Here is a 21,309-nt window from a genome sequence, read left to right on the forward strand (position 1 = left end):
TGCGGCTGGCATCGAGGGGGAGAGCGCCGCTGTCCTGGAGCCGCGGACGAGCTGCCGGGGAGCGGGTCGGCGGTCGAGTCTGCCGATGGTGATGCGATCGTCGCGGCCGTGGTCCAGAGCCGGCGACGGTCCGCGAGCGCTCGCCGCCGCGGCGCCTCGGCGGGCGCGAAGGACATGTCCCCATGGACATGCTCTGACGAATATGTCGTAAGGAACAGGAGCTAGGTGCTGCCGGCGAGCGGCAGGCGGACGGTGAAGGTGGTGCCGACGCCGACGACGCTGTCGAGGCCGATGGTGCCGCCCATGAGCTCGGTGAGGTACTTGGCGATCGTGAGGCCGAGGCCGGTGCCGCCGCGGCGGGTCTCGGCGAGGCCCAGCTGGGTGAACGGGCGGAACAGGGCGGCGCACTCCTCGGGGGCGAGGCCCTTGCCGGTGTCGCGGACCTGGAACACCAGCGCGGGGGCGTCGCCGGGGTCGGCGCGGACGAGGAGGTCGATGGTGCCGGCCTCGGTGAACTTGCAGGCGTTGGCGAGCAGGTTGATGAGGATCTGGCGCAGCTTGCCGGCGTCGGAGCGGAGCTCGGGGAGGTCGGGGGCGAGCTCGACGCGGACGCGGTTGCCGTTGCGGGCGGCCAGCGGCGCGACGGTGACGAGGGCGAGCCGGCAGGTCTCGGCGATCGCCACGGTGCCGAGCTCGAGGTCCATGCGCCCGGCCTCGATCTTGCTGAGGTCGAGGATGTTGCCGAGGAGGTCGCACAGGACCCGCGCCGAGAGATAGATGCGCCCGAGCACCTCGGCGAGCTCGGGGCCCTGCCGGGCGGCGGGCTCCTCGAGCAGGTGCTCGCAATAGCCGACGATGGCGTCGACCGGGGTGCGCAGCTCGTGGCTGACGCCGGCGACGAAGCGGCTCTTGGCCCGGCTGAGCGCGACGGCGTGGTTGCGGTCGCTCTCGAGGTCGACGAGCTGCTCGGCGGTCCGCAAGGCCTGGCGCACGAGCGCGGCGAACCGGCGCGCGCGGGTGATGCGGTCGGCGATGAAGAAGCCGCGCCGACGGTGGAGGCAGACCAGCATCGCCTGCGAGTGCAGGGCGTGCAGCGGGACGTGCAGCGCCGAGGCGTACTCGCCCCGCAGGGCCGGGTCGACCTGCTGCCACTCGAGGTTGCCGGCGAGGTCGAACAGGGCGACGGTGCGGCCGGCCAGGACGCGGTCGGTGAAGGCGCCGCCGGGCCAGGCGACCGCGTACAGCCGCGGGTCGGTGGCCGAGACGATCTGCGGCGAGACCTCGGGCGCGAAGCCGACGACGAACGCGGCGTCGAACTCGAGCACGTCGCCGAGCACCCGCAGGACCTCGGCGAACAGCGGCAGGACGTCGCGCGCCTCGCCGAGCACCTCGAGGCCCTCTAGCAGGCGCTCGGTGTGGACGGCGGCGAGGCGCCCGCGCTCGCCGGTGTGCGCCAGCTCGACGCGCAGCTCGGCGACCTCCTCCTCGGCGGCGAGCCGCGCCCGCTCGGCGGCCTCCAGCCGCTGCTCGAGCTCGCGGACGCGCTCCGCGAGGGCCGTGTCGACGTCAGCGTTCGCCATGGCGGAAGACGACGACGGAGATCATGAGGTTGCCGTGGTGGCTGCGGCGATTGACGAAGCAGCCCTGCTCGCCGAAGGTGAAGGTGCCGAGGAACGGCTTTTCGCCGAGCTCGCGCGCGACCTCGCCGGCGACGTCGCCGATCTCGCTCTGGATGGTGAGCATGCAGCCGGCGCAGTAGACGACCAGAGCGCCGGCGAGCTCGAGCGGCCCGAGGTTGCCGGCCCGCATCGCCGCGCGTGCGACCCGGCCGGCGCGCGAGACCAGGCTCTCGCGCGTGCCGACCATCTGGATCAGCCGCTCGCCCGCCTCGACCTCGGTGAACAGGGTGAGGGCGCCGCCGGGAGTGACCGAGTCGGGGTGCGACAGGCGGTGGAACGGGAGGCCGCCGTACTCGCCGGCGACGCGGCCGAGCGGGTGCAAGGTGGTGCTGCGCAGGACGTTGCCGCCGCGACCGAGGACGTCGGCGATCACGCCGCCGGTCCACTCGTTGTAGACCTCGGCGGCGGGGCGGCCGTCGATCTCGTGGAGGGTGCGGCCGTCGACGCGGGTGGCCACGCCGCTCCTGTCGCTCGGCGAGTAGCCGCTGTGAAAGGCGACGTGGATCGAGCCGGAGGGGTACATGGCGGTGACGACGACGGCGCCGCGCAGGGCCTCGCCGTTGGCGATCTCCTGCCATTGGCCGGCGACGTCGTTGTCGGCCGCGCTGCCGCCGGCGATCGGGACGTCGGCGCCGAGGACGTCCTGGATGCCGGCGATGACGGCCTCCTCGAAGCCGGGGTCGGCGGCCAGCCACACCAGGGCGGGCGGCTCGCCGTCGCGGCCGGCGGCGGCGATCGCCGCGGTGATGACGGCCCGCCCGGCGCCGCGCGGGTCGTCGCCGATCGTGCGCGCGGCGACGCCGTAGTCGCCGTCGGGATCGCGGATGCCGAGCAGGCCGAGGCCGACGCCGGCGTCGCCGACGAAGCCCGCTTCGCTCATGACGCCCTGGCAGGTGGTGGCGCCGTGCATCGGCACGTCGCCCGCGCGCTCGCGCAGGGCGGCGGCGAGGGCCGGGATGTCGTGGCCGATTGTGGGGAACACGACCAGCAGGTCCGGCGGCCCGCCGAGCCGACCCAGCAGGGCCTCGTAGGCCTCGACGGCCGCGCGCCGGGAGTCGGCCACCGCGGTCGTGCTGGTCGCAATCTCCATCCGCGCCGATTGTAGCGGCAACGAACCGGCCTGCGCCCGTGCAGGACGCACTGATTTGCGCTCGGACAAATGTCCGAACGCGAGCTCTCATGGTTGCCCCCTGTCATTCTCCAGGACGGGCCCGACGGGCCCGCGTGTCTGCCCCGGAGAGCCGCGAGTTTTAGGGGTCAGGGGGCCACGAGCAATCCGTCGGCGAATTGCGGATGCGCCGGGATGTCGGTCAGGTGAGGACCGCCGCCGAGGGTGAACGGGATCTCGAGGACGGGCCCGGGCGGGGCGCCCTCGTTGGAGTTGTCCTCGGTGAACTCGACCACGAGCTTGTAGCTCCCGGGCGCGGCCGGCTGGCCGAGGCGATCCTTGAGGTCCCACGAGAGGTCGGTGGTGCGGTGCGAGCCGCGGGTGGCCGAGGTCATGGCGTCGGCGTTGTCGCCGTCGGACAGCGAGCGCCAGCGGATCAGGTGCTGCTCGCGGACCTCGGCCCAGACCGCGAGGGTGCGCACCAGGCCGCCGCCGCCCTCGATCCACGCGGCGCCGACGTGCTCGTCGGCGTACTCGCCCCCGTAGGTCCGCGTGCGCACCTGGGCGGTCAAGGTGTCGGCTGGCTCATAGGACATGTCCCAGAGGTCCAGCTGGAGGTCGAAGCCGAGGCCGGCGGCGCCCGCCTGCCAGCGGCGGACCTCGACCGCGACGACGTTGTCGCCGGCGAGCAGGCTGGCGTGCGGGGCGGCGACCCGGATGTAGCGCAGCGGCTCGTTGCCCTCGAGGTCGGACTGGGCCCGGGCGTCGGCCGCCAGCGGGTCGGGCGGGAGGTTGGAGCGCAGCAGCGGGGCGCCGTTGAGCCACACCGCGACGCCGTCGCCGCGGCGCAGGTAGGCGCGCAGGAGGACGTCGTCGGCGGCCGCGGGGACGGTGAAGGTGTGGCGCAGGCGCAGGCCGAGCGGGGCGGTGGCGACGTCGATCGGGGTGGCGTCGCCGGGGCCGTCGCCGAACGCAGCCTGTCCTTCGGACCAGGTGGAGTCGTCGAAGCCGACGACCTTCCAGTCGCCGTCGACGGCGGTCTGAAGCGGCTGCCAGCGCCAGGTGGCCCTGGCGGGGATCAGCGCGGCGGGGATCGGTCCGCCGCCGGTGTCGCTGTCGCCGGTGGCGCCGCTCGGGTCGGCGGTGGTCGGCGGCGGCGGCGGGAGGCCGGGGCCGCCGGAGGTCAGGGGGTCGTCGTCGCCGGTGGTGTAGGCGGTGGTCGAGCCGGCGCCGTCGCTGCCGCCGGCGCTGCTCATCGGGTACTCGAAGCGGGCGCCACCCTCGGGGGCGCAGGCGAGGACGAGGGCGAGGGCGAGGCTGCGGCGAGGCATGGCGCGGGGAAGAGGACGGGAGGCGGGGCCCGGCGGAGTGGGGAGAACGGCGAGCCGAACTGCTTCACCGCGAGGTTGATGTCGATCCGCGTCGACCGCGAGCACGTGGGGGTCGCACTGAGGCGAGGGGCGCCGAGCGAGCGGGCGTGCGGTGCAGGTCGTGTCCGCGAGGTCGTGCGGATCGTGAGTCAGTTGCATCCGCAACCTCCGCCGCCGCCGCCGAGGCCGCCGGCCGAGCCCTCGCGGTAGTCGAGGGCGTGCTCGGGGCCGGCGGAGAGGTCGCCGTCGCCGTTGAGCTGCATGTCGGGCTGGGCCAGGCGGCCGCGCTCGTAGGGCTGGACGCGGGCGCAACCTGTCCCGAGAGACAGCACACCGAGCAGCGCGGCGGCGCGGCGGCGCCGGCGGGTCAGCAGGAGCAGGGCCCACCACGGCGGGGCGCCGGCGGCGGTGGTGCAGCCGGTCGCGGCTGGTTCGGGTCCGACCGGGAACTCCCACGCGGCCGCGCCGTCGCCGGCGGGAGTGCCGTCGTCGTCGGCCGCGACCGCGGCCATGTAGATCGCGCCGGGCAGGTGGCTGTCGGGGGCGGTCCACTGTACGCGCAGGCGGTGCGAGCCGCACACGTTGACGGCCACCGCCTGGCGCGGGTCGCCCTCGGGGGACTCGATCCACTCGGCCGCGCGCCCGCCCGGGCAGCGCTCGTCGTCCTGCAGCACGTCGGGCGGCGGCAGGCGCAGGGTGCCGAGCGGGGCGCCGCTCGGGTCGGTGGCCTCGAGCACGATCCCGAACACGTCCTCGGGCCATGTCACTTCGAACATGTACGTCGCGCCAGGTTCGTAGGCGCCGCCCGGGCCGCCGCGGAGCTCCGGGGTCGGGGCCGGGCCGCCGGTGTGGCAGACGGCGCAGGTGAAGCCGTCCCCCGGGCTGCCGCTGAAGATCCGCCCGCCCGCGCCGCCGGTGCGCGCGGGGTCGGCAGTGTAAAGCGCGGGCGAGGAGTAGGCGGCGGCCGCCGCGGGGGCGAGGGCGACGAGGGCGGCGAGCGCGAGGGCGGGGCGGGTCACGCGGTCACCTCGGGGGGTCCGTCGGTGGGTGTATATGGCCGTTCGGGCGGGTCGAATCGGAAGTGTTCTAAGGGACATGTCTCTTGAGAAATGTCCTCGAGGGCATCTGTCGAGGGGCACCACCGCTGCGGGTGCCCGCCCGAGTGAAGCGCGACGGGAACGTGGGGATCTCTCTCGGTCCAGGCGGACATGCTCCGAGAGACATGCTCGGACGGGGACGTCGCGAGCGGCCGAGTCCGCGCGGCGGAGGCGACAGGACGGGCCGCGTCGCGGGGACCTGCGCCGGTGCAGGCATACATGGCCGAAGGGGCATGCTCCGGAGGGCATGTCCAAAGGGGCATGAACTGAGCGAACACGAGGCGGTGGGTCATGGCGCGGGGGCCTCCGTGCCCTCGGCCCAGGCGGTGAGGACGGCGAGGCCGGGGGCGTCCGGGTCCTCGTAGACGTTGCGGCCGTGCTCGTCGCGGCCCTCGTGGGCGGCGCGCGGGCCGGGCTTGTGCAGCAGCGGGGGCGGCTCGTCGCCCTCGGCGAGCAGCCAGGCGCGGGCGCGGTCGTAGGCGAGGTCGACCTCGGCGCGGGTCGGGGCGTCGAGCGGCGACTCGGGCTCGCCGAGGCGGGTGCGGCCGGGGCCGGGGACGAACAGCGGGCGGCGCGGGTCGCCGTGGCAGGCGGGGAAGCTGCAGTCGCGCAGCAGCACCGGGTAGACCTCGGCGCCGAAGCGGGCCCGGTCGGGCGCGGGGACCACCCGCACCGGGTCGTCGCAACCGGCGAACAGCAGGGCGACGGCGGCCAGGGCGGCGCGCGGGCGGCCGGCGAGGGCGAGCGAACCTGTCACGAGGGGCATGGTCAAAAGTGCATGTCGGCCGAGGAACGCGTAGCCCGCGGCCGCCAGCAGGGTGCCGGCGAGGAAGCCCCAGGTCTCGCGGGCGAACACGCGGCCGGTCGCGGCCCCGCCGGCCACCGCGGCGGCGAAGTAGGTGCCGGAGGCGAGGCCGGCCGCGGCCACCGCCGGCGCGAACCACCACGGGCTGGCGGCGGCGAAGTCGACCTGCCCGAGCGCCAGGGCGGCGCCGGCGTAGGCGACGAGGCCGAGGCCGAGGGCGCGCGGCAGGTCGCGGGCCGGCGCGCGCGACCACAAGCCGAGCGCCGAGCCGGCCAGCCAGGCGGTCAGCACCAGCGCGTAGGTGGTGTGCGCGGCCGACAGGGCGCGCGACAGGGTGAGCAGCAGCCCGGCCTGCAGCAGCCCGAGGTGGACGCCGACGAGGATGGCGGAGGGCAAGGCGCGTGGCATGGCGATCAGAAGTAGCGCTCGCGCAGGCGCTCGGCGCCGCGGCGGAGCACGAGGTCGAGGTCGTCGAGGGTCAAGGGGGCGGCGCCGGCGATCCGGCGGTCGAGCTCGGGGCCGCTGACGAGCTCGAGCCGGCGCTCGCCGGCGACCGCGACCGAGCGCAGGGCGTCGAGGCTGAACGGCAGGGCGTCGCCGGCGTAGGCGAAGGCGCGTTCGGCGGTCTCGCTGTCGGCCACGACCACCGCGGGGAACTCGGCCCGCAGCGAGGCGACCAGGCGGGCCGGCGTGCGGGTCGGGGCGCCGAGCGGGCCGCTCAGCTGAATCGCCAGGATCCCGCCCGGATTCAGGCGCGCGCGGCACAGGGCGTAGAATTCGCGGGTGTGCAGATAGGCCTCGCCGAGCGTCAACGGCGACGGGACGTCGACGGCGATCAGGTCGAAGCGGCGATCAGTGGCGGCGAGGTATTGCTTGCCGTCGGCCAGGATCAAGCGCCAATTGGGCAGACGCGCCAGCGGCTCGCCCGGGGTGAAGAAGCGCGCCCCGGCGTCGACCACCGCCGGATCGATCTCCACCGTGGTCAAATGATCGGACAGGCGCGACAGCTCGGGCACCATCGACAGCGTGCCGTTGCCGACCAGCAGCGCGTCCTTCGGCCGCACCAGAGTCGCCGGGGCGCGCGCGAGGTAGTGATTGAGCGCGCCGAGGTCGCGGTCGTCGAGGTCGCGCAGGCCGTCGAGGTAGAGCATGCGGCCGCGCCCCGGCGCGGTCACGACCTCGACCCGCTGGTACGGCGAATCGACCGACCACAGCACCTGCGCGCCGGGCAGGCGGTGCTTGTGGCGATACACCAGATCGGCGCCGAGCTGCGACAGCGGGGCATGAGCGGCGCAGGCGAGGGCGGCGGCGACGGTGCAGGCGAAGGTGATGACCCGCCGGTCGAGGGCGACGTGGACGAGGGCGACCAGGGCGGCGGCGAGGACGGCGAAGCGCAGGCCGGGGGCGCCGCCGAGGGCGAGGGCGGCGGCGCTGCCGAGGCCGAAGCCGATCAGCTCGGCGGTGTAGCCGCGGCGGAGGGCGGCGAGGCGGTCGTCCGGCTGTTCGTGGCGATCGAGCAGGGCCGGGACGACCGCGGTGAACGGGGCGGCGGCGGCGAATGCCAGCAGGGCGAGGACGATCAGCAGCTCGGGGCCGGAGTCGCCGCGCAGGAGGCACAGGCCGGCGACCGCGAATCGTGGCAGCGCGGGCGAGAGCAACAACAGGGCGCCGCACGCGAGCAGCAGGCGGGCGAGCGCGCGCGGCGAGAGGCGGGCGCCGAGGCCGTAGCCGATCGACGCGGCCGCGAGCGCGGCGGCCGAGACCAATAGCAACACCACCTCCTCGCCGTAGAGGAGGCTGACGAGCTCGCGCACGACGAGCTGCTGGCTGGCGCCGAAGCACAGCCCGGCGAGCAGCAAGGTCGCGGCCTCACGCGCGGCCGGGCTGCGCGGTGAGGGCCCGAAGGTCACAGCGGCACGGGCAACGTGGTCGTGTCCACGTCCTTGTCCTTGTCGTCGTCCTTGTCCTTGTCGTCGTCCTTGTCCTTGTCGTCGTCCTTGTCCTTGTCGGTGTCGCCGGTGGTGAAGCTCGGCGGCAAGTCGAGCTTCGGCGCGCCGGTCGGGTCCGGCGGCGCGGTGGTCGACGTGGAGGTCGAGGTCGAGGTCGACGTCGACGTCGACGTCGTCGGCTCGCCTGTCGTCGCGCTGTCCGAGGCGCCGCTCGTCGACGTGGTGGTCGCGCCGCCGGGCACGACGGTGCCGTTGCCGCTGTCGCTGTCGCTCTCGCTGCCCATCCACGGCGGCACGGCCGTCGTGAAGTTGTTGGTGTCGCTGTCGCTGGCGTTCCCGAGGCCGCCGCATGCGGCGAGCCCGAGGATCAGTGCGAGCGGGGGACGTGCCCTATCGGCCATGTCTTAAAACTCCAGAGTTGACGGGAAACGGCGCGCCGGATAGTCTCTGATCTGAAAATGGATTTCAAAATTAATTTCAGGGGTTCGCGCGATTTGCGCGGTTTGATTCGCCGGCGATGAGGTGGATCCCCCTGAGCGTCGCGCTGCTCATCGCAGCCGAGCCGGCCCCGATTGGGGGGCAACTCCGCGGGGGGATCTACGTGCGCACCGACAGCGACCGGACCACCGTGATCTCGCCGCGGGCCCACGTGCGGCAGCAGCTGGGCAGCCCGCAGACGCAGCTCGACATCAGCTACAGCCTCGACGCGTGGACCAGCGCGTCGGTGGACATCCGCACCGCGGCCACGCCGATCGTGCGCGAGAACCGTCACGAGGCAGTCATGGGGGTGGAGCGCGAGCGCGGCAACACTGCGTGGGCGGCGTCGTATCGCTTCTCACACGAGCCCGATTATCTGGCCAACAGCGCGACGCTCGGCGGCAAGGTCGACCTGGCGCAGCGGACGATCACTCTGGCCGGTCGGCTGTTCGGCGCGCTCGACCGCGTCGGCCGCTCGGGCGACCCGACCTTCCGCGAGCCGCTGCGCGCCGGCGGGGCGCTCGTCAGCGCGACCTTCGTGGTCACCAAGACGACGCTGCTGCAGCTGGCCTACGAGCTGCGCGGGGCGCTCGGCTACATGGCCAGCCCGTACCGCTTCGTCGCCGTCGGCGACAGCGACGGGCTGTGCAACGAGGCGGCGCAATTCTGCCTGCCCGAGGTGCACCCGCGCCGCCGCAACCGCCACGCGTGGGTGCTGCGCGGCCGCCAGGCGCTGCACCGCAAGGTCTCGCTCGGCGCGACCTACCGCTTCTACTACGATTCGTGGCAGGTGCGCTCGCACACCGCGTCGGTCGACCTGGCGGTGATGCCGGCCCGCGGCGCCACCCTGGCGCTCGAGTACCGGCATTACGCCCAGTCGTCGGCGTTCTTCTACCGCGCCCGCTATATGTCCCCAGGGCCAGGTGGTTACTTCACCCGCGACCGCGAGCTGTCGTCGCTCGGCAGCCAGCGCCTCGCGCTCCACGGCATCTACACCAAGCCCTTGAAGCGCGGCTCGATCGAGGTCGGCGCGCTGGTCGCCGGCACGCGGATCGGCTACGACGACTTCGTCGGGCTGTCGCGGGTGTGGGCCCTCGAGCTGTCGGCCATGCTCGGGGGGCGCTATTGATGACACGGCCGTCCCCCCGGAGCACACGCATGCGTTCACGACCTGTCCTCTTCGCCATGTTCCTGCTGTCCGCCTGTGAGCCGCAGCCGGCCACCAAGGCGCCCGACGGCGGCGCCCCTGCGACCGCCGAGGCGCCGGCGCCGGCGCTGTCCGGCCCGTCGCTGGCCGGCGCGGGCGCCTCCGTCGACCTCGCTGCGATGCGCGGCAAGCTGGTGCTGGTCGACTTCTGGGCCTCGTGGTGCGAGCCCTGCCGCCGCGAGCTGCCCGAGCTCGAGGCGCTCTACAAGAAGCACCAGGCCAGCGGCCTCGAGCTCATCGGCGTGAGCATGGACGAGCAGCGCGCCGACGCCGAGGCGTTCCTGCGCGACGTCACCGTCTCGTTCCCGATGATCCACGACGAGGGCCAGGCGCTGGCGAAGTCGTGGTCGCCGCCGAAGATGCCGACGCTCTACGTGATCGACAGGGAGGGCAAGGTCGCCAAGGTCATCGCCGGCGAGGTGAAGATCGCCGAGCTCGAGGCCGAGGTGACGCAGCGCCTCGGCGGCTGAGGTCGCCGCGGGCAATGTCGCGGTAGCGGCCGGTAATAGCGGGCCGCGCCTTGCGCGGGGCAGGGCTTCAAAAAAATTCGCGGGGCGTGTCGATCGAGCCGGCCGCCGTTCGACGTGGAGGTACAGCCCGGGCGAAACCCGGTCCGGACGGACCGCGGGCCCGGCATCAAGACACTCCCGAGGAAAGCGAGACGACATGCGATTCATGATCATCATCAAGGCCGATGCGAAGTCCGAGTCCGGCGCGATGCCCAGCAAGGAGCTGATCGAGGCGATGGGCCGCTACAACGAGGAGCTCGTCAAGGCGGGCGTGCTGCTGGGCGGCGAGGGCCTGCACCCGAGCTCGAAGGGGTCGCGCGTGACGTTCCGGCCCGGCAAGTCGCCGACCGTGGTCGACGGGCCGTTCTCGGAGACGAAGGAGCTGATCGCCGGCTACTGGCTGTTCCAGACCCGCTCGAAGGAGGAGGCGATCGAGTGGGTGAAGAAGATCCCCGGCGACCCCGAGAGCAACGAGGAGTGGAGCGTCGAGGTCCGCCGGGTGTTCGACCTCGAGGACTTCTCGCCCGAGGTGCTGTCGCCCGAGGAGGCCGCCCGCGAGAACGCCCTCCGCGAGGAGCTGGCCCGCCGCCAGTCGGCGAGCTGACGAGGTCGTCGCGCGAGGCCGGCCTCGAGGACCGCCGGCCTCCGCCGACGCGGCGCTCGCGGGTCGGAGATCCGCGGGTGCACGCATTCGCAGGTCCGCGCAATGAGGATGCGCCGGCCTTGCGAGTGCACGCATTCGCAAAGCCGCTTGCGAGTGCATGATGCCCGCGGGCGTCGGTCGGCCGGACGAGGCGCGCTGATCGACGCCCGCGGCCGCTTTGGAGCGGCCGCCGCGGCCTCGTCGGTCGCGCACGAATTGCGAGCGCCGGCGGGTCGTCGCGGCGAGCCGGGGCGGGGTCTTCGCGTGACAGTCGGGCGACACGGGCGCGAGCGCGAGCGCGTCGGGTCGAGGCGCGACGAGTCCTGATTGACAGGGGCGGGAGGTGATGGTTCGCTCGCGGCGAGGTCCCCGCATGTCCCACTTCATTCCGCGCCTCCGCTACCTCGCAGCATTCGCGCTGCTCGCCTCCGCCTGCGCCGACTCGTCCGCGACCAAGACCGCCGCCGCTCCGGCCAAGGCGCCGGACAAGGCGCCCGAGAAGACGGACGCGCCGGCCCCGGCCGCGAACTGCGACGTGAAGGTGACGGCTGGCGCCGAGGCGCCGGCGACCGACGTCGAGACCGGCAAGACCTACTGCGTGGGCGAGGTCCGGCTGACCCGCGAGACCAAGCTCGAGGACGCCAAGAAGGCGCTCGCGGACTGCAAGGTCGACGGGGAGTACGACGGCGAGACGCGGCTGCAGTGCAAGGGCGTGACGCTGTCGTTCGGCGGGCCGGTCCAGATCCTGTCGCGGATCGTCCCGTCCGCCTCGTGAACCGGCGGGCTCTTCGTGAGGCCTCGCGCCAGGCCGCGCCGGCGCTCGGGCGCGGCCGTCACTTGCAGAGCTTCTCCAGCGCCTCGCTGATCGCCTTGCGGTAGTTGTACTCCGCCTGCAGCTTGTCGACGCTCTCGATGCCCTTGGCCTTGGTGAACGCGAGCTGCTTCGTGTCCCCCGCGGTCTTCAGCGCCGCCTCGGCCGCCTGGACGGCGTTCTTCTGCTTCAGGACCTCGAGGTCGTATTCGGCGTTCGCCTGGGCGTTGTCCTTCTCCCGCTGGGTCTTGAACATCTCCTTCTTCGCCTCCTTGACCTGCGAGGAGCAGACCTTGGGCTCGCTCGCGTTGAGGCTGGTGTCGTAGGCCACCTGATTCTGCTTGAGCGCCGTATCCCTGACGGCGAGGGCCCTCGCCTCCTCGAGCGCGGCCTTCTTGACCGCCTTCTCCTTCTCCGCCATGGCGGCGTCGTAGACCTCATCGGCCGCGTTCTCCGCCTCCTGTCGCTTCTGTTTCGCCTTCTGGAGCTCCAGGTCCCGCTGCGCCTCCAACACGTTGCGCTGTGTGTGAGGCAGCTGCTTGACGTAATCCTGCTGGTCCTTCTCTCGGCTATCCATTCGACCCCCCATTCCATTCGCCCGCGACCGACCGATCGCGCACAGTTCGAGTTCGCTACGCGGTGGGGAGAGTGTGATGGTTGATCGCGTTTCGCCACGGAGAGGGTTGTCGCCCCTGTCGAATGGGATGGGGAGGCGAGAGGCTTCGCCCCCGGCGTCGAATCGCGCGCCTCGAATGCGCAGTCTGCGCAGGGAATCGCGGCGCGGCGGCCGGCCGAGCAGGCGCGGCGACCGCCCGGGCCAGGCCGCGCGGCGGCGTCCGACGAATGCGGGCCGAGGTCGCGGGCGATATCGTCGTACGGCTCATTCGCCCGCGGCTCCCTCCCTATATGGCGAGGCAGACGGACAGTATGATGATAGAGCGGCCGCGGGGCCGATGAATCGCGGTCGGCAATCGCGGCGCGCGTTCGAACGTCGGCCCGCGGGCCGGGGGCGAGAGCTCGCGCGATGACGCGACGAATCGGCGGACCTTTGATTTAATTCATATAACGTCGGTATCCGATTTGACATAGCCCGGACCCGTGACATGGTCCCGGATCGAGCGCGACATCGGCTCGCGCGCGTCTTCGCTGGCTGTTCGTTTCGGTTCGAGCCGCAAAACTGGCGCCCGACGATCATTCGTCGTGCATTCACCCGTGAAATTCGGTGGGAGGGATCTCGTGCCTGAGTACCTGAGTCCCGGTGTATACGTGCAAGAGGAGTCGAGCGGCGTAAAGCCGATCGAGGGTGTCGGCACTTCGACCGCCTGCTTCGTCGGCGCGGCGGCGCGAGGAAGGCCGTTCTACCCGACATTCATCACCAGCTGGAGCGACTACGAGCGGCTGTTCGGCGAGATGACAAAGGAAGCCGACATGCCGCTCGCCGTGTATCACTTCTTCCTCAACGGCGGCAAGCGGGCCTACGTGGTCCGCCTCCTCGACCCCGAGGCGCCGGTCGGCGTCGCCAAGCTCTCCACCGAGGGGGACGTCGGCGAGGTGAACGTCGAGGCCGTGGGCGGCGGGGCGTGGAGCAGCACCCTGTTCGTCAAGGTCCGGCTGAGCAACGCCGGTCGCGACCCATCCGACCCGGACGCCGACCCGAACCTGCCGGTGCTCTACGACTTCGTCGTGTTCGAGGAGGTCGACGGCGAACCGCAAGATCTCGAGACGATCCCGCGGGTCGGCGTCAAGGAGGACGGCGAGCGCTTCTACGCGTCGATCATCAACCGCGACTCGAACTACATCCGCATCGACCAGGGAGAGGCCGCAGACTTCCCGCAGGAGGAGTTCACCCTCGAGGAGGTCGAGACCGCCGACGGCAAGGAGCAGCGGGCCGTGGCGCCGCTCGCGGGCGGCGACGACGGCAGCGCGGCCAAGGTCTTCCTGCCCGAGACGCTCAAGCTGGCGTTCAAGGAGCTCGACGTCCTCGACGACGTCAACATCCTCGCCATCCCCGGGAAGTACGAGGCGGACATCGTCGCGACAGGGGTCGCCTACGTGGCCGACCGACGCGACCTCATCTACGTCATCGACCCCCCCGGCGACCCGCGCAATCGCAGCAAGCGCGAGGTGCAGCTCGAGGACGTGGCGAAGCGGCTCAAGGCCATGACCAAGGACTCGCACGCGGCGCTGTACTTCCCGTGGATCGAGGTCCCCGACCCCTACTCGCAGATCCCCGGCGCCACCCGCTTCGCGCCGCCCTCGGGCGCGATCGCCGGCCTCTACGCGCGGATCGACAACCGCCGCGGGGTGTGGAAGGCCCCGGCCGGGACCGAGGCGACGATCCTCGGCGCCGTCGGCGTCGCCGTCCAGGTGACCGACGCCGACCAGGAGATCCTCAACCCGATCGGCGTCAATTGCATCCGCCAGTTCCCCGACGCCGGCATCGTCGTCTGGGGCACCCGCACCATCGCCACCCGCCAGGACCCCGAATACCGCTACGTCCCGGTGCGGCGATTCGCCATGTTCCTGGCCAAATCGCTGTACCGCGGGACCCAATGGGTCGTCTTCGAGCCCAACGACGAGCCCCTGTGGGCGGCGATCCGCTTCAACCTCAACGCGTTCATGCTCCGCCAATTCCGGGCCGGCGCGCTGCAAGGCAGCAAGCCCGAGGAGGCCTACTTCGTCAAGTGCGACGCCGAGAACAACCCGCAGGCGTCGATCGACGCCGGCGAGGTCCACATCATCGTCGGGTTCGCGCCGCTGAAGCCGGCGGAGTTCGTGATCATTCACCTCACCCAGATGCGCAAGGAATAACCCGGTCGCGCATCCGGAGGCACAACGATGGTCTTCAACGCGAAGTCGCTCACCTACGATCCCTACCGGAACTTCAAGTTCCTGGTGAAGTGGGACAACGAATACATCGCCGCGGTGTCCAAGGTCTCGGCGCTCACCAAGAGCGTCGAGGCCAAGCCCTGGCGCGCCGGCGGCCTGAACACCACGGTCCTCCAGCTGCCGATGGGGACCAAGTACGAGCCGATCACGCTCGAACGCGGCGTCTCGGCCGACCCGGCCTTCATCGCCTGGATGAACCGCGTCAACTCGTACCAGGCCGGCGGTCTGACCGGGTCGGAGAGCTTCCACGACTTCAGGAAGGACTTCCAGATCGAGGTCTACAGCCTGACCAACGAGAAGGTGCTGGTCGTCAGCATCTACAACGCCTGGCCGTCGAAGCTGATCGTGCTGCCCGAGCTCAACGCCAACGCGGGCGAGGTGGCGATCGAGACGCTCGAGCTGCAAAACGAGGGGTTCACCGTCGAGCGCCTCGCCTACGCCCCCGAGGAGCGGTGAATCGATGCGGTCGTACGGTCCACGCAAGGACGTCGAGCTGCCGTGCGGCCTGCCCCGCGCGGGCGACGGCCTCCATCGCCGCGCGACCCTCACCGCGATGGACGGCGCGGCCGAGCTCGCGGCCGCCGACCAGTCGAACCCGTTCTTCGCCGCGCACCTGGTCCTCGCCCGCTGCCTGTGCCGCCTCGGCGCGCGGACCGAGGTCGACGTCGAGGATGTGCGACGATTGTTGCCGATCGATCGCGACTTCCTGCTGATCGAGCTCGACCGACTGACGTTCGGCAACCGGCGCTATCAGACGATCCGCTGCCCGGCCGCGGACTGCCGGCGCCGCATGGACATCGAGATCGATCTGTCGACGATCGTCGCGTCGCCCTCGTCGCCCGCGCGCCAGCGCGAGCTCTCGCTCGCCTCGGGCCGGGCCGTACGCGTGCGCCTGCCCTGCGCGGGCGACCAGGAGGCGCTGTTCGACGCGGCCGCGGACGCCCGCGCGGCCCTGCTGGTGGCGCGCTGCCTGGTCGGCGAGTCCGAGCCCGCCGCGGCGCTGGACGCCGCCGAGCAGGTCGCCTGCGCGCTCGCCATCGGCAACGCGGCGCCGCGGCTCGACCTGGCCCTCGACCTCGAGTGCCCGACCTGCGGCGGCCCGTTCTCGCACGAATACGAGCCCGTCCGCGGGCTGTTCGGCGAGCTCCGCCGGTCCCGCTCCGAATTGCTCACGGAGGTCCACTGGCTGGCTCTCCACTATCACTGGTCGCAGGCCGAGATCCTCGGCTTGCCGCGCTCGCTGCGGCGCGAATACCTCGACCTGCTCGAGCGCGATCGCCTCGCGAGAGGGCAGGTCGAGCGGTGAATCCCGTGCGGCTGCGACCGGGCGCCGTGCCCGCGAGGCGGACGATCCAGGTCGTCCGCGACGAATCCGCGGAGCTCATGAGCGCGGACGAGCTCGCGCGCTCGGTGGTCGACCGGGGCGTGCCGCTGCCGCGGATCGGCGGCGTGCGAGCGGACGGCGGCGCGGTGGTGCTGCTGCCGTCCGGAGCGCTCGGGTGGCTCGACGGGGCGGCGCTGGTCGCCGTCGACGACCTCACCCACGTCGGCGTGTCGACGCCCGTGCCGGCCTTCGCCGTCCGCGTCGTCGACGGCTGGACCGAGTACGAGGTCGCCGAGGCCGCGCAGTGGGCGATCGAGCGCGTCGACGAGGAATACGTGTACTTGCGATCGCTGGGCGAGGACGGCCGCGAAGGACCGCTGGTCGTCCGCGCCTTGCCCGAAGACGTGCTGGCCGACGAGGGCGCCTTCTCCCCGGGGCCCGAGCCGCTCTCGCTCGTCGATGTCGGCGACGACGCGCCCGCGGCCTGGAAGGCGTTCCTGCTGCGATTCCTCGGCGCACCGGGCGAGCCGGAGCGCGGCGACGATTGGTCGCTGCTGTCGCTGCTCGTCGAGAACGAATCGTCGCTCTCGCCGCCGGACTCCGCTTCGACTCCGTCTCCGTCGCCCGCGGCGCGAGCCATGACCGCCGCGCCGCCGGGTGCGTCGCCTGCTCGGGCGGCGCCCCCGCACGCGCCGCAGACGGCGGTGTCCTCGATCGACGTGGAGCTCGTGCGGACGGTCGTGCGCGAGCTGCAGCACGAGCGGCCGGCGCTCGAGACACCGGATGTCCCCCGCCCGGCGCCGCCGAGCGCTCCCCGGCGCGTCGACGTCGGCGCCGCGATCGAGGAGCCGATCGTGCCCGCCCGGCCGCGTTCCGCGGCGAGCCGCAGCCGGACCGAGTCCGTCACGACGACACCGGACGGATCGGCGTCGTATCGCGAGCGGCCGGCGCTCGAGACACCGGATGTCCCCCGCCCGGCGCCGCCGAGCGCTCCCCCGCGCGTTGACGTCGGCGCCGCGATCGACGCGCCGATCGTGCCCGGTCAGCCGCGTTTTGCCGCGAGCCGCAGCCGGACCGAGTCCGTCACGACGACACCGGCCGGATCGACGTCGCCCATCCGCGCGCGGAGGTTCGACGACGCAGCGCTCGTGCGCGCCCCCGCGGCGCAGGACGTTTCGGCAGCCCTCGAGGACCGCGGCGAATCGCCGAGCCTCCTGCGCGGCCGGGCCGGCGTCGACAGCGTTGATTCATCGCCGCTCGGTCGCGAGGAGCCGCGAGCAGTCCCCTCGCGTTCGCCGCAGGCGGGCGAATCATCAGCGTCGGAGCCGCCGGCGACGAGCCCACCCCCGGTGCAACGATTCGTATTCACCCGCGGGAGGGCCGCGACGGCGGCGGAGCGCGCCGGCGAATCCGTCGTCCGCGACCAGCCCCTGCGCGCGACGCCGCGGGGCCGCGCCGAGGACGGGAGCGAGCGAACCTCTCCCGAGCCCCGCTTCGTCGCAGCTCGGGCTGCCACGCGCGAGGGTCGAGCTGCGTCGCCCATCCGGACGCCGCGCGCGCTCGAGGGCTCCGCGCTGGCGCCCCAGCGGGCCGCGACCGCGAGGGCCGAATACCGCGGAGGGATCCACGACATCGAGATTGGCGCGATCGAGGTCGAGATCGACGGCCACGGGCGCGCCGCGGCCGGAGCGCGGCCGGCGGCCCGCAGCGCCCGGGTCGACGCCGCGGCGCTCGAGCCGGCCGGCTCGTTGCTGGACGAGATCGGTGCGGGCCGTCGTTCGGAGGAGGTCGTATGAAAGCGCCGAGCGAGGTGGTGGCGCTCGACCTCCGCGTCGTCATCCGTCGCGTGGTGGTCCGCCTGCCGGCGCCTCAGCCCGGGGCGTCGGCGACGAACGATACGGTCACCGGGTCGCTGGTGATCGCCGCGCACGACGCGAGCAGGAGGCGGCGATGATCGACAATCGCATCATCCTCGACGAGCTCGTGATCGAATGCCGCGAGCCGTGGCCGGCCGGTCGCGGGGTCGAATTGGGGCGACGCGTCGCGCAGGCGCTCGCGCAGGAGCTGGCGACGGTGCAGCAGCGGCGCCTGCGGGACATCCGCCGCGGCGCGGCGGTCCCCGGCGTGCTCCGCGTCGAGCGGCTCTGCCTGCGCCTGTCCGACCCGAACGCGTCGCCGGTGACGATCGCAAGGACCGTGCGGGACGCGCTCGTGAGCGCCTGGAGGTGCGATGAGCAACCCGTTTGAAATCCCGCTGATCCCCGGCCTCTTCATCTACAAGGACCGCTCCGGCCAGCCGCAGGGGCTGCTGTTCCAGTTCAACCCGGAGACGCTCAAGCGCACGCGCACCGTCTCGCTGCAGGACAGCTCGACGAATCAGGGCAAGGGCACCACGACCGGTCGCGGCAACGCGGGCCGCAAGTACTCGATGAAGGTCGGCCGGTGGAAGATCGACCTCGACATCCGCCTCGACGCGTCGCGGGCGTTCCCCCTGCAATTGGGCCTCATGCTGGCGCAGCGGGCCGCCGGCCTGGGCAGCCTCAGCCTCGGCCCCGTCTCGGGCGTCTCCGCGGCGATCCGTCAGCTCGAGGCGCTGGTCGAGCCGACCGAGCTGCAGCTCCCCCAGGGCACCCTCAGCACGCGCGGCTTCGAGGAGAACGCCGAGACGCCCGAGGTCGACTTCTACTGGGGCGACCGCGTGTGGAAGGGCTTCGTCACCTCGCTCACCTTCACCGAGTCGCTGTTCTCGGCCACCCTGAGCCCGCTCGTCGTCGAGGCCGCGATCAGCATGGAGATCATCGAACCGATGTCGTCGGTCGTCGCCGGCGCCGTGGGAGGCATGCTCACGCCATGATCCATCAGGGCAGCCGATACCAGCGAAAGGACACCTACGTGAGCATCGACCCCGACCGCTCGTCGGCGCCGATCGAGGGCGTGCGCCCGCACCACGGGGAGATCGCGGAGACCGAGCGGCTCCACACCGTCGTCGCCGGCGAACGCATCGATCACCTCGCCGACCGCTATTACGGCGACCCGCTCAAGTTCTGGCTGATCTGCGACGCCAACCAGGCCTTCTTCCCCGAAGACCTGATGGTCCCCGGCCGCGTCCTGAAGATCCCGCCCAACCGCCTGCTGTGAAGGACTTATGGCCAAGCGTGTCTGCGTCATCCGCGTCGACGGACGCGAGATCGAGAGCCTCTACGAGGACATGATCGCGCTCGAGGTGTGCGAACGCGAGGCCGAGCCGAGCACGTTCGCCCTCAAGCTCGGCATCTTCTGCCGCCCCGACAGCACCTGGACGCACCTCGACGACGGCGAGGGGCCGGCGACGGCGCTGCGGCTGTGGCAGCGCGTCACCGTCGAGGCCGGGTTCGAGGGCCGCAGCGAGATCCTCATCGACGGCTACATCGCCGGGCTGCAGCCCGAGTTCGGCACCAATCAATCGAAGAGCAGCCTCCTCGTGTGGGGCCACGACGTCAGCTACTCGATGCAGCAGGAGGAGAAGGTCGTCGCCTGGGAGGACCGCAAGTTCAGCGACGTGGCGGCGGAGATCTTCGAGAGCTACGGCCTCGAGCACGAGGTCGAGGACAGCCGGGTGGTGCACGCGCTCGACGACAACCTGTTGATGCAGCGCGGGACCGACTGGGACTTCCTCAACCGGCTGGCGGCGCAGCTGGGCTACGAGCTGTTCGTCCGCGGCGCCAAGGGCTACTTCCGCAAGCCCAAGCTGGCGACCACGCCGCAGCGCGACATCGCCATCGGCCTCGGCTACGCCACCGCCAACGCGATCCGCTTCAAGCCGAAGATCGTCGGCGACCGGCCGTCGCGGGTGCGGATCGCCCGGATCGATCCGATCGCCAAGACCTTCGAGTCGCTCGAGGTCGCCGTCTCGCCGCAGCAGCAGCTCGGGCGCGAGGGCGTCGACGACCAGCGCGCCGGTCGCAGCGCCGCCGGCCGCTCGACCACGATCGCCCAGCCGATCGCCTTCGGCAGCGAGCAGGAGATGGAGAGCTTCGCCGAGGGCGTGCGGCGCCACCACGACTGGATCGTGCAGGCCGAGGGCGAGCTCGACGGCAAGCTCTACGGCGCCGCCCTGCGCGCGCGGGCGATCGTGCCGATCCGCGGCGCGGGGCGACAATTCTCGGGCGACTACTACGTCACCAAGGTCGTCCACCGATTCACCCTCGAGGAGTATCGCCAGCGCTTCTGGGTGCAGCGCAACGCGACCGAGGAGCCGGCGTTCGGCAGGCTCCGCACCCCGCGCGAGCAGGAGCCGCGGGTCCAGGCCAAGGGCGGCGAGGAGCGCGTCGAGACGCGTAAACCGGGCAGGGAGGTGGCGCCATGAGCACGGACGATCGCTGGGACGAGATCGGTCGCCGCGTCGAGCAACGCTACGTCGGCAAGTACCACGGCTTCGTCTACGACAACAAAGATCCGAAGCGCCTCGGTCGATTGCGATTGCTCGTACCGGAGGTGCTCGGCGCGGTGCCCAGCGGCTGGGCCCTGCCGTGCTTCCCCTACGGCGGCGGCCGCAACTTCGGCAACTTCGACGTGCCGCCGGTCACGCGCGGCAGCGACGGCTCCTACACCACCGGCGTGTGGGTCGAGTTCTACCGCGGCAACCCTCAATACCCGATCTGGGTCGGCTGCTGCCCCGGCGCTCCGGGCGGCGAGCCCGATCCGCCGGGCGACGGCGACGAGGATCCTCCCGACATCGACACCCACGTCCTCCGCACCTTCTCCGGTCATTCGCTGATCGCGGTCGATCGCCCCGGAGAGGAGCGCCTCGACCTCCGCGACGCCTCGGGCCAGAAGATCTCGCTGGTCGCCCCGCTGCGCGACGGGACCAAGCGCGACGCCGACGGCAACCCCGCCAAGACCGCGAGCGAGGTCGACTACGGCGACCTGGTGACGGACGAGGCGAAGATCGAGGTCACCGACTTCGCCGGCAACACCGTGCTGCTCGACGCCCGCCGCGACTCGCCGACGATCCTGCTCAAGAACACCGACCGCGACCAGCGGGTGGTGCAGACGATCGAGCTGTACGGGGCGTCCGACGGGGCCAGGATCGTCATCCGCGACAACAACGAGAACGTCGTGACGCTCGACCGCGGCGGCATCCGCATCGAGGCGCTCGGCGGGACCGACCGGATCGAGATGAGCGCCGCCGGCGTCGCCGCGGACGCGCCGCGGGTCAACATCAACTCCGGGATCATGGGCGCCGCCCGGCGCAACGATCAGGTGATGTCGACGATGACCGACGACCCGGTGTTCTGGAACTGGGTCGCGATGTTGATGGGCTGGCTGGCCAGCCACACGCACATGAGCGGGAGCGGGGCGACGACGCCGCCGGTGATGCCGTTCCCGGGGACCACGCCGTCGCAGTGCACGAGCAAGATCGTGCAGGCCAGCGAGACGGTCGTCATCGGAGATTGACATGC

General features: G+C 72.1%; 22 protein-coding genes. 14 read left to right on the forward strand and 8 right to left on the reverse strand.

Annotated features, from left to right (window positions below):
* Positions 1-221: 221 nt before the first annotated feature.
* From O0S08_RS01515 to O0S08_RS01545, 7 genes are all read right to left on the reverse strand, one after another.
* Complete coding sequence (locus O0S08_RS01515; RefSeq protein ID WP_269037147.1) at positions 222-1,580, reverse strand: sensor histidine kinase; 1,359 nt, start codon at positions 1,578-1,580, stop codon at positions 222-224.
* Complete coding sequence (locus O0S08_RS01520) at positions 1,567-2,769, reverse strand: FIST signal transduction protein (protein ID WP_269037148.1); 1,203 nt, start codon at positions 2,767-2,769, stop codon at positions 1,567-1,569. Before O0S08_RS01520 ends, O0S08_RS01515 begins: the two co-directional genes overlap by 14 nt.
* A 167-nt stretch (positions 2,770-2,936) precedes the next feature.
* Positions 2,937-4,118, reverse strand: a complete 1,182-nt coding sequence (locus O0S08_RS01525; RefSeq protein ID WP_269037149.1) for a DUF2271 domain-containing protein — start codon at positions 4,116-4,118, stop codon at positions 2,937-2,939.
* A 188-nt stretch (positions 4,119-4,306) separates the two neighbouring features.
* Entirely contained in the window at positions 4,307-5,176 is an 870-nt protein-coding gene (locus O0S08_RS01530) for a DUF4266 domain-containing protein (RefSeq protein WP_269037150.1), read from the reverse strand.
* 367 nt (positions 5,177-5,543) lie between these two features.
* A complete protein-coding gene (locus tag O0S08_RS01535; protein WP_269037151.1) occupies positions 5,544-6,467 on the reverse strand; it encodes a hypothetical protein in 924 nt (307 codons plus the stop codon).
* Between the two features lie 5 nt (positions 6,468-6,472).
* Complete coding sequence (locus O0S08_RS01540; protein ID WP_269037152.1) at positions 6,473-7,969, reverse strand: spermidine synthase; 1,497 nt, start codon at positions 7,967-7,969, stop codon at positions 6,473-6,475.
* Positions 7,966-8,409 carry a hypothetical protein gene (locus O0S08_RS01545; protein WP_269037153.1) on the reverse strand — a complete coding sequence of 148 codons (444 nt, stop codon included), beginning with the start codon at positions 8,407-8,409 and terminating at the stop codon, positions 7,966-7,968. Before O0S08_RS01545 ends, O0S08_RS01540 begins: the two co-directional genes overlap by 4 nt.
* A 116-nt stretch (positions 8,410-8,525) precedes the next feature.
* On the opposite strand from O0S08_RS01545, the gene O0S08_RS01550 reads away from it, so the two are divergent.
* The 4 genes from O0S08_RS01550 to O0S08_RS01565 all read left to right on the forward strand — a co-directional run bounded on the left by O0S08_RS01550 (position 8,526) and on the right by O0S08_RS01565 (position 11,619).
* Positions 8,526-9,614 carry a DUF3570 domain-containing protein gene (locus tag O0S08_RS01550; protein ID WP_269037154.1) on the forward strand — a complete coding sequence of 363 codons (1,089 nt, stop codon included), beginning with the start codon at positions 8,526-8,528 and terminating at the stop codon, positions 9,612-9,614.
* Between the two features lie 29 nt (positions 9,615-9,643).
* Positions 9,644-10,162: a TlpA disulfide reductase family protein gene (locus tag O0S08_RS01555; protein WP_269037155.1), complete on the forward strand. Its 519-nt coding sequence runs from the start codon at positions 9,644-9,646 to the stop codon at positions 10,160-10,162.
* Positions 10,163-10,358: 196 nt separating this feature from the next.
* Positions 10,359-10,805, forward strand: a complete 447-nt coding sequence (locus O0S08_RS01560; protein ID WP_269037156.1) for a YciI family protein — start codon at positions 10,359-10,361, stop codon at positions 10,803-10,805.
* A 412-nt stretch (positions 10,806-11,217) separates the two neighbouring features.
* A complete protein-coding gene (locus O0S08_RS01565; RefSeq protein WP_269037157.1) occupies positions 11,218-11,619 on the forward strand; it encodes a hypothetical protein in 402 nt (133 codons plus the stop codon).
* Between the two features lie 58 nt (positions 11,620-11,677).
* Here the strand turns inward: O0S08_RS01565 and O0S08_RS01570 are convergent, their stop codons facing one another.
* Positions 11,678-12,232, reverse strand: a complete 555-nt coding sequence (locus O0S08_RS01570; protein WP_269037158.1) for a hypothetical protein — start codon at positions 12,230-12,232, stop codon at positions 11,678-11,680.
* A 659-nt stretch (positions 12,233-12,891) separates the two neighbouring features.
* Here O0S08_RS01570 and O0S08_RS01575 point away from each other — a divergent pair.
* From O0S08_RS01575 to O0S08_RS01620, 10 genes are read left to right on the forward strand one after another with little or no spacing between them, the layout of a single operon-like run.
* Complete coding sequence (locus O0S08_RS01575) at positions 12,892-14,466, forward strand: phage tail sheath family protein (RefSeq protein ID WP_269037159.1); 1,575 nt, start codon at positions 12,892-12,894, stop codon at positions 14,464-14,466.
* 27 nt (positions 14,467-14,493) lie between these two features.
* A complete protein-coding gene (locus tag O0S08_RS01580; RefSeq protein ID WP_269037160.1) occupies positions 14,494-15,000 on the forward strand; it encodes a phage tail protein in 507 nt (168 codons plus the stop codon).
* A gap of 4 nt (positions 15,001-15,004) precedes the next feature.
* Entirely contained in the window at positions 15,005-15,850 is an 846-nt protein-coding gene (locus O0S08_RS01585; RefSeq protein ID WP_269037161.1) for a hypothetical protein, read from the forward strand.
* A gap of 5 nt (positions 15,851-15,855) precedes the next feature.
* Positions 15,856-17,664 (forward strand): hypothetical protein, encoded by a 1,809-nt coding sequence (locus O0S08_RS01590; protein WP_269037162.1) that lies wholly within the window; start codon positions 15,856-15,858, stop codon positions 17,662-17,664.
* A complete protein-coding gene (locus tag O0S08_RS01595) occupies positions 17,661-17,822 on the forward strand; it encodes a hypothetical protein (RefSeq protein ID WP_269037163.1) in 162 nt (53 codons plus the stop codon). The genes O0S08_RS01590 and O0S08_RS01595 overlap by 4 nt, the downstream gene beginning before the upstream one ends.
* Positions 17,819-18,115 carry a hypothetical protein gene (locus O0S08_RS01600; RefSeq protein WP_269037164.1) on the forward strand — a complete coding sequence of 99 codons (297 nt, stop codon included), beginning with the start codon at positions 17,819-17,821 and terminating at the stop codon, positions 18,113-18,115. The genes O0S08_RS01595 and O0S08_RS01600 overlap by 4 nt, the downstream gene beginning before the upstream one ends.
* Positions 18,099-18,722, forward strand: coding sequence for a CIS tube protein (locus tag O0S08_RS01605; protein ID WP_269037165.1), 624 nt, complete (start codon positions 18,099-18,101; stop codon positions 18,720-18,722). The genes O0S08_RS01600 and O0S08_RS01605 overlap by 17 nt, the downstream gene beginning before the upstream one ends.
* The gene (locus tag O0S08_RS01610) at positions 18,719-19,006 is read left to right on the forward strand and encodes a LysM peptidoglycan-binding domain-containing protein (RefSeq protein ID WP_269037166.1); all 288 of its coding nucleotides are present in this window, start codon (positions 18,719-18,721) and stop codon (positions 19,004-19,006) included. The genes O0S08_RS01605 and O0S08_RS01610 overlap by 4 nt, the downstream gene beginning before the upstream one ends.
* Before the next feature lie 7 nt (positions 19,007-19,013).
* Positions 19,014-20,213 (forward strand): phage late control D family protein, encoded by a 1,200-nt coding sequence (locus O0S08_RS01615; protein WP_269037167.1) that lies wholly within the window; start codon positions 19,014-19,016, stop codon positions 20,211-20,213.
* Complete coding sequence (locus O0S08_RS01620; protein ID WP_269037168.1) at positions 20,210-21,304, forward strand: phage baseplate assembly protein V; 1,095 nt, start codon at positions 20,210-20,212, stop codon at positions 21,302-21,304. Before O0S08_RS01615 ends, O0S08_RS01620 begins: the two co-directional genes overlap by 4 nt.
* The last annotated feature ends 5 nt before the right edge of the window (positions 21,305-21,309 follow it).

The sequence above is a fragment of the Nannocystis punicea genome (assembly GCF_026965555.1).
GTDB classification, from domain to species: Bacteria; Myxococcota_A; Polyangia; order Nannocystales; family Nannocystaceae; genus Nannocystis; species Nannocystis punicea.